We start from the raw sequence: 7,083 nt of genomic DNA, 5'->3' as shown, positions 1-7,083 counted from the left end.
ATCCGCTCATGCACCCGATCCAGCTGATCCATCACCACATCGACCACCACCAGGATGATCTACCACAACACCACTAACTGCCGTTGCAGTACTAGCCGAACAGGCGGCGCACGTGGGGTGAGAGAGGCAGGCCCGCGGCGGTTTCCGCGCTGGCCCAGGTGAAGTCGTCGTGTTCGGTGGGGTTGAGGGTGACCGGGCCCGGGGTGGGTTCGGCCGCGTTGTAGACGCGGGCGTGGATCGTGAGCGGGCGGCCGGTGAGGTCGGGCCACGAGAGGCGGGCGCGTTCGCCGAGGAGGTGCACGCGCAGTCCTGTTTCCTCGGCCACCTCGCGGACCGCGGTGGTCTCCGGGGCTTCGCCGGGCTCGGCGGTGCCGCCGGGGAGCTCCCAGTGCTCGCCGAGGAACGTGCCGGGCGCGCGGCGCAGCAGGAGAGCCGTGGCGCCCCGCCGCACCCAGGCGTAGGCGAGGAGCTTGGTGGTCATGAGATGCCGCCGTTGGAGGTGAGGAGCTGGCCGGTGACCCAGGCGCCGTCGGGGCCGCAGAGGAAGGACACCAGGTTGGCGCAGTCGCGCGGGGTCCCGAGGCGGCCGAGGGGCGTGCGGTCGCGGAGGGTGGTGTTCAGGGGACCGTCGATCCAGCCGGTGTCGGTCGGGCCGGGGTTGACGGCGTTGGCGGTGATGCCGCGGGGGCCGAGCTCCGAGGCCGCCGCGACGACGAGGCGGTCGAGGGCGCCTTTGCTGGCGCCGTAGGGGACGTTGCCGACCACGGCATCGCTGGTCAGGGCGACGATACGGCCGTCGCCGTGCAGGCCCGCGTAGCGCAGGGCGAACTCGCGCATGAGCAGCCAGTTCGCGCGCGTGTTCACCGCGAAGTGCCGGTCGAAGCTTTCGAGGGAGGTGCCGAGGAAACCGGAGTCGACGGACTCGCAGTGGGCCAGCACCAAAGCCGTCACGTCGCCCAGGGAAGAAGCCACGCGGTCGAACAACGACGCCGGTGCCGCCGGATCGGCCAGATCCGCTTCGACCGAGAAATCCCCGACCTGGACGGGATCCGTGCCCCACGGCATGCGGGCGTCGTAGGCCTGCCAGTGCGTGCACGCGACGAGCCAGCCGTCGGCGGAGAGGCGTTCGGCGATGGCCGCCCCGATGCCCGCGCGCCGGCCGACGCCGGTGACCAGGGCGACCGGGCGCTCACTCTTCAATAGCCCCGCCCACGGCGCGCAGGTGCTCGCGGAAGGTCAGCGCGGGGTTGGTCTCGCGGGCGCGCAGGAACTCGGCGAACCGCACCTGCTCGCGCAGCGTGTTGCCGCCGCGGATGAGCTTGGCCTGGCGGCGCTCAGTGTCGCGAATGGACTCCGCGAGGCGCAACACGTCGTCGGCCTCGGCGGCGGGCACGAAGACCACGCCGTCGTCGTCGCCGAACACGAGGTCGTCCGTCGTCACCTCCCACTCGCCGACGCGCGCGGACTCGAGCGCGTTCGCGGCGCGGTCGGTGAGCGTGAGCGGTCCGGTCGGCATGGACCCGAGGCTGAACACGGGCAGCCCGATCGCGCGCAGGTCGGCGGTGTCGCGGTGCAGGCCCCAGATCACGATGCCGGACGCGCCCGCCGTGGCGGCCTCGATCGCCACGAGATCGCCGACGCAGCTCTCGTCGAGGCGCCCGCCGTTGTCCACCACCAGCACGTCGCCCTCCTCGGTGCCCATGAGCGCCTCCAGGAAGACGTCCACGCTGCCCGCGTGGCGCGCCGGCAGCACCCGCCCGGCCACGCGCGCCCCGGCGGCGGCCCGCGTGCCCGCCGGCGCACAGCGCACCTGCAGCCGCGCACGGAGGCAGCCGTCCGTGAGGTGCGCGGTGGTGAGCGTTTCGAAGCGGCGCCGCAGCTCGTCGTTCTTCATTTCCTCAGGCCTTTCTCGAAGCGAGCCGGCAGACGTTACCCGACGGATCCCGCACCATGGCACGGAAATCGCCGTACGGTGTCTCGCGCGGCTCCTCCACCGACGTGGCTGCCGCGGCCAGCGCGCGGGCGTACGTGCCCGCGACGTCGGCCACGTACACGTACAGGAACGCCGGGAACGCCTCCCGCTCCGCGGAGACGCCGGAGACCAGCACGAGTGCGTCGCCGAGCCGCACCTCCGCCGGGCCGGGCGTGGGCGTGGTGGTGGCCGCGAAGACCGTGACCAGGAACTCCACGGCGGCCGCCGGGTCCTCGACGATCATGCGCGGGATCACGGTGGGCAAACCGGGTGGCGGAGTCACTCCCCGAGCCAACCGCGTCCACGCCAGGGGCGCAACGAGTTTCAGCAGTCCGCGGCCTTGCCCGTGACCAGCGCCGCGAACGCCGCGACCACCGTGTCTGCACCGAGCAGCCGCCACTGCCACGCCTCGGCCACGCGGGCGAGGAACAGGCCGGTCCGTTTGCGGAAGATCGCCGAGAGCCACAGCGTGAACTCCTGGTGCTGCCACGCCCCGGCGAAGCCGGGCCAAAGGCACGGGTCCGTACCGCCCATTCCTCGATGAACCCGGCACGGGTGCGGTTTTCGGTGAATTCCCGGCTGAGCTCCTCCAGCACCACCACGCCGATCCCGGCCCCACTCAGGAGGTTCGCCGCCGTGCGGACCGCCAGATCCGACCCGACGACGTCCACGGCCGTCCGCGTCGTTCGCACGCCCGCTCGCCCCCATGCGCCCGTTCGAGAAACCCACCATAAACGGCTAATCGGACTTAATGCAGTGCGGTGCTTTGATCCTTATATCCGATTTAATCGGTTTTTGGTTGAAGTCCTGGTGAATTCCCGGGAGGTAGGTGGTCTCGACCCCCTGTTTCTTCACTTTCCGCACGCATAATTCCCTCCCGGTAGTCCGAACGAGTGGCAGGAGTGTGCGCGTGCCGGGGTCTGTACGTGCCCGTTGGGTGGTGGGGGCCGCGGGTGTCGTGGTCGTCGCCGCGGCCGTGGGAATCGCTTTCGCGGTCTGGCCCGACGGGGCGTCGGCGCAGGATCCGGAGATCCAGATCTCCCGCTCCGCCTGTGGTCAGGGCTGGACGGACCCCAAGGCCGGTCCGCAAATCTTCAATCTCCACAACACCGGGGCCGTCACGTCGGAGGTCGATCTGATCGACCCGAAAACCGGCGTGATCTACGGCGAGGTCGAGGGCCTCGGCACCGGGACGACCCGGCCGATGTCGGTGACACTCGGTAACGGCTCGTACGCCTTCCGGTGCCTACCCGAGGACTCCTCCGCGATCGTGGGCCCGACGACGACCGTCAGTGGGGGCGCGGAGCGCGGCCCGGGTGTCGCGGCGGTGACCCAGAACGACCTCCTGCAGCCGCTCAAGGTCTACCAGGCCAAGGTGACACAGGGGCTCGACACGCTCGTCACCGACGTCGGCGCGCTCAAGGACGCCGTGCACCGTGGCGACCGCGGCGCGAGCGAGTCCACCTGGCTCACCGCGCACCTGACCTACGAGCGCCTCGGCGCCGCGTACGACGCGTTCGGCGACTCCGACGGCGCCATCAACGGCACGACCGCCGGCCTGCCCGGCGGCACCTCCGACCCGGACTTCACCGGCTTCCACCGCCTCGAATACGGCCTCTGGCACAACGAGGACATGGGCTCGCTCGGTGGCGTCGTCGACAAGCTGGCCACCGACGTGCAGGACCTGCGCACCGCCTTCCCCCAGAGCCAGGTCGACTCGAACGACCTCGGCCTGCGCGCCCACGAGATCGTGGAGAACGCCCTGCAGTTCGAGCTCACCGGCAAGACCGACTACGGCAGCGGCACCAACCTCGCCACCGCGCGGGCGAACCTCGACGGCGTGCAGACCGTGCTCGACGTCCTGCGCCCGGTGCTCGCCCCGCGCTACCCCGCACTGTCCGGTGTGGACAGCTGGATGAAGCGCACCGAAACCACCCTCGACGGCGCGCGCAAGCCCGACGGTTCGTGGACGCCCGTGTCCGCGCTCACCACGCCGCAACGCGAGAAGATCAACGCCGACGTCAGCGAGCTCACCGAGCGGCTCGCCCCGATCGCGGCCATCGCCGAACCCAGGAGGGTTTCGTGACCGCCCAGCCTGCCCAGCCCGGGGAGTCCTCCCGCCGGACGTTCCTGCGCCGCACCGTCGTCGGCGCCGGCCTGACCGCCGCTGCGGGCGTGGGGGTCGGCTCGGTCGCCGCGAGCGCTGCCGACTCCGGTTCCGGCTCCGGCAGCGTCGCGTTCCACGGCGACCGCCAAGCCGCGATCGTGCGCCGGTCGCCCGCCCAGAGCGTGGTGGCCTCGTTCGACGTCGTCGCCGACAACAAGGTCGAGCTCACGGACCTGTTCAAGGAGATCACCGACCGGGCGCGCTTCCTCACCGCCGGCGGCGCCCCCGCGGCATTCGGCATCACCGCGCCGCCCGCCGACTCCGGCGTGCTGGGCCCGGTCGTGCCGGCGGGCAACCTCGGCGTGGTGCTCGGCGTGGGCTCGTCGCTGTTCGACGACCGCTACGGCCTCGCGGCGCTCAAGCCGAAGAAGCTCAAGCCGATGACGATGTTCCCCAACGACGCGCTCGACGCCGCCCAGTGCCACGGCGACCTGTCGCTCACGCTCTCGGCCGACGACACCGACACCGTGCTCCACGCGCTGCGCGACATCGCCCGCGCCACCCGCGGCGGGATGCAGCTGCGCTGGAAGATCAACGGCTTCGCCTCGCAGCCGCGGCCTTCGGGTACCCCGCGCAACCTCATGGGCTTCAAGGACGGCATCTCGAACCCGACGGAGGCCGAGTACGACAAGCTGGTCTGGCTCGGCGAGGGCGGTGGCGAGCCCGCGTGGACCAAGGGCGGCAGCTACCAGGTCGTGCGGCTGATCCGGATGCTCGTCGAGTTCTGGGACCGCGTGTCGCTGACCGAGCAGGAGAACATGTTCGGCCGCCGCCGCGACACCGGCGCGCCGCTGGACGGCGCCAACGAGCAGGACGTGCCGAAGTACGCCGACGACCCCGTCGGCACCGTCATCCCGCTCACGAGCCACATCCGCAAGGCGAACCCCCGGAAGCCGGAGACGGATTCCAGCCGGATCCTGCGCCGCGCGGTCAACTACGACCGCGGCGTGGACACCAACGGCAACCTGGACATGGGCCTGATCTTCACCTGCTACCAGCAGGACCTCGAGCGTCAGTTCGAGGCGGTCCAGAAGCGGCTCATCGACGAGCCGCTGGTCGATTACATCTCCCCGTTCGGTGGCGGCTACTTCCTGGCGCTGCCGGGGGTGACCGGTCCCGACGACCACTACGGCCGGGCCTTGCTGGCCTGACCGTGTTCCCGCAGTTGCAGTTCCCACCACGAGGTCATCGAAATCAGGAGGATTCCCCAGTGGACAAAGGAATCGGCAGACGGCGTCGCCGTTCGCGCCGGCTGATCGGCGCGGGTGCGCTCGCTTCGGCCGCCGCGCTGGCGATCGTCACCGGCTCCACGGCGTCGACCGCGGACGCCCAGGCGCTGCACACGGTCCCGGCGTCGTGGCTGCCGACGCTCACCCCGATCAAGCACGTCGTGGTGATCTTCGGCGAGAACGTCTCGTTCGACCACTACTTCGGCACCTACCCCAACGCGACCAACCAGGACGGCACGCCGTTCAAGGCCGCGAAGAACACCCCGAAGGTCAACGGCCTCGACAAGAAGCTGTTGAACAACAACCCCAACGCCTACGACCCTCAGCGCCTGTCCCCGAGCCAGGCGCTGACCTGCGACCAGAACCACTCCTACGGTGCTGAGCAGGCCGCGTTCAACGGCGGCAAGATGGACAAGTTCGTCGAGAAGACCGAGACCGACAAGTGCACCGGGCAGCCGATCCTTTATGGCGAACCGGGCCTGGTCATGGACTACTACGACGGCAACACCGTCACGGGTCTGTGGAACTACGCTCAGAACTACGCGATGAGCGACAACTCCTACAACACGAACTTCGGCCCGTCGACCCCCGGCGCGCTCAATCTGGTCTCCGGTCAGACGGGCGGGGCGCAGGCGCTCACCTCGGTGACGCACCAGCCGACCACCGACTCGTACGCCGTCGTTTCCCCGGACAAGAACGGGATCGGCACGGTCATCAACGACCCGGACCCGGCGTACGACGACTGCTCGGACAAGAACCACACCGCCACCGACAATCTCGCCTCGCTGCAGGGCAAGAACATCGGTGACATGCTGAACCAGCGCCACGTGACCTGGGGCTGGTTCCAGGGTGGCTTCAAGCCGACCGGCACCCAGAACGGGTTCGCGGTCTGCGGTGCGCAGCACAACAACGTGGGCGGCATCCCCGTGGTGGACTACAGCCCCCACCACAACCCGTTCTCGTACTACAAGTCGACGTCGAACCCGAAGCACCTGCCGCCGTCCTCGGTGCAGGCCATCGGTCAGACCGACCAGGCCAACCACAACTACGACATGACCGACTTCGACGCTTCGCTGAAGGCCGGCTCGATGCCCGCGGTGAGCTTCCTCAAGGCCCCGGCCTACGAGGACGCCCACGCGGCCAACTCGGACCCGCTGGACGAGCAGCAATTCGTCGCCGGCGAGATCAACAAGATCCAGCAGTCGCCGGAGTGGAAGTCCACCGCGATCGTCCTCGCCTACGACGACTCGGACGGCTGGTACGACCACCAGAAGTCCACGATCATCAACGGGTCGGAGGACGCCGCGCAGGACCAGTCGGTCTGCACCGGCACCAGCACCAAGCTGGGCACGACCGCGGACCGCTGCGGTTACGGCCCGCGCCTGCCGCTGCTGGTCATCTCGCCCTACAGCAAGGTGAACTTCGTCGACCACACCCGCACGGACCAGACCTCGGTTCTGCAGTTCATCGAGGACAACTGGTTCACCGGTCGCGTCGGCGGCTCGTCGTTCGACTCCCGCGCCGGCGGGCTGTGGAACATGTTCAACTTCTGGTACCCGCAGGCGGGCAAGCTGCCGCTGGACCCGAAGACGGGTGCGGTCGTCAAGAACGGCCACCACTGAACACCGCGTAGTACCGAACACCAGTAGTACTCGGCAGTACCCAGTTCCGAAGGCCACCGGGTTTGCGAACCCGGTGGCCTTCGGCCGTTTCCG

8 protein-coding genes are annotated in these 7,083 nt (G+C 69.6%); 3 read left to right on the top strand and 5 right to left on the bottom strand.

Translation table 11 applies throughout. From position 1 onward, the window contains the following. Window positions 1-91: 91 nt before the first annotated feature. From AB0K15_RS36705 to AB0K15_RS36685, 5 genes are read right to left on the bottom strand one after another with little or no spacing between them, the layout of a single operon-like run. Window positions 92-481: an NUDIX hydrolase gene (locus tag AB0K15_RS36705; protein ID WP_364061386.1), complete on the bottom strand. Its 390-nt coding sequence runs from the start codon at window positions 479-481 to the stop codon at window positions 92-94. After that, the gene (locus AB0K15_RS36700) at window positions 478-1,200 is read right to left on the bottom strand and encodes an SDR family oxidoreductase (RefSeq protein ID WP_364061383.1); all 723 of its coding nucleotides are present in this window, start codon (window positions 1,198-1,200) and stop codon (window positions 478-480) included. Before AB0K15_RS36700 ends, AB0K15_RS36705 begins: the two co-directional genes overlap by 4 nt. Continuing rightward, window positions 1,190-1,894, bottom strand: a complete 705-nt coding sequence (locus AB0K15_RS36695) for an RraA family protein (RefSeq protein WP_364061380.1) — start codon at window positions 1,892-1,894, stop codon at window positions 1,190-1,192. The genes AB0K15_RS36700 and AB0K15_RS36695 overlap by 11 nt, the downstream gene beginning before the upstream one ends. A 4-nt stretch (window positions 1,895-1,898) precedes the next feature. Then, window positions 1,899-2,255 carry a VOC family protein gene (locus AB0K15_RS36690; RefSeq protein ID WP_364061377.1) on the bottom strand — a complete coding sequence of 119 codons (357 nt, stop codon included), beginning with the start codon at window positions 2,253-2,255 and terminating at the stop codon, window positions 1,899-1,901. A 41-nt stretch (window positions 2,256-2,296) separates the two neighbouring features. Next, window positions 2,297-2,506: a hypothetical protein gene (locus AB0K15_RS36685; protein WP_364061374.1), complete on the bottom strand. Its 210-nt coding sequence runs from the start codon at window positions 2,504-2,506 to the stop codon at window positions 2,297-2,299. 376 nt (window positions 2,507-2,882) lie between these two features. On the opposite strand from AB0K15_RS36685, the gene AB0K15_RS36680 reads away from it, so the two are divergent. From AB0K15_RS36680 to AB0K15_RS36670, 3 genes are read left to right on the top strand one after another with little or no spacing between them, the layout of a single operon-like run. After that, entirely contained in the window at window positions 2,883-4,058 is a 1,176-nt protein-coding gene (locus tag AB0K15_RS36680; RefSeq protein WP_364061371.1) for an EfeM/EfeO family lipoprotein, read from the top strand. Continuing rightward, a complete protein-coding gene (locus AB0K15_RS36675) occupies window positions 4,055-5,290 on the top strand; it encodes a Dyp-type peroxidase (protein WP_364061368.1) in 1,236 nt (411 codons plus the stop codon). The genes AB0K15_RS36680 and AB0K15_RS36675 overlap by 4 nt, the downstream gene beginning before the upstream one ends. 59 nt (window positions 5,291-5,349) lie before the next feature. Then, window positions 5,350-6,990 carry an alkaline phosphatase family protein gene (locus tag AB0K15_RS36670; RefSeq protein WP_364061365.1) on the top strand — a complete coding sequence of 547 codons (1,641 nt, stop codon included), beginning with the start codon at window positions 5,350-5,352 and terminating at the stop codon, window positions 6,988-6,990. Window positions 6,991-7,083 lie beyond the last annotated feature (93 nt).

It is taken from the genome of Amycolatopsis sp. NPDC049253, from assembly GCF_040678995.1.
Classification (GTDB): Bacteria; Actinomycetota; Actinomycetes; order Mycobacteriales; family Pseudonocardiaceae; genus Amycolatopsis.
This window is presented reverse-complemented; position numbering and strand designations above follow the sequence as displayed.

Bases quoted from the DNA above. Each gene is read 5' to 3' on its own strand.
- AB0K15_RS36705 (WP_364061386.1), bottom strand. From the start codon at position 481: ATGACCACCAAGCTCCTCGCCTACGCCTGGGTGCGGCGGGGCGCCACG.
- AB0K15_RS36695 (WP_364061380.1), bottom strand. From the start codon at position 1,894: ATGAAGAACGACGAGCTGCGGCGCCGCTTCGAAACGCTCACCACCGCG.
- AB0K15_RS36685 (WP_364061374.1), bottom strand. From the start codon at position 2,506: ATGGGCGGTACGGACCCGTGCCTTTGGCCCGGCTTCGCCGGGGCGTGG.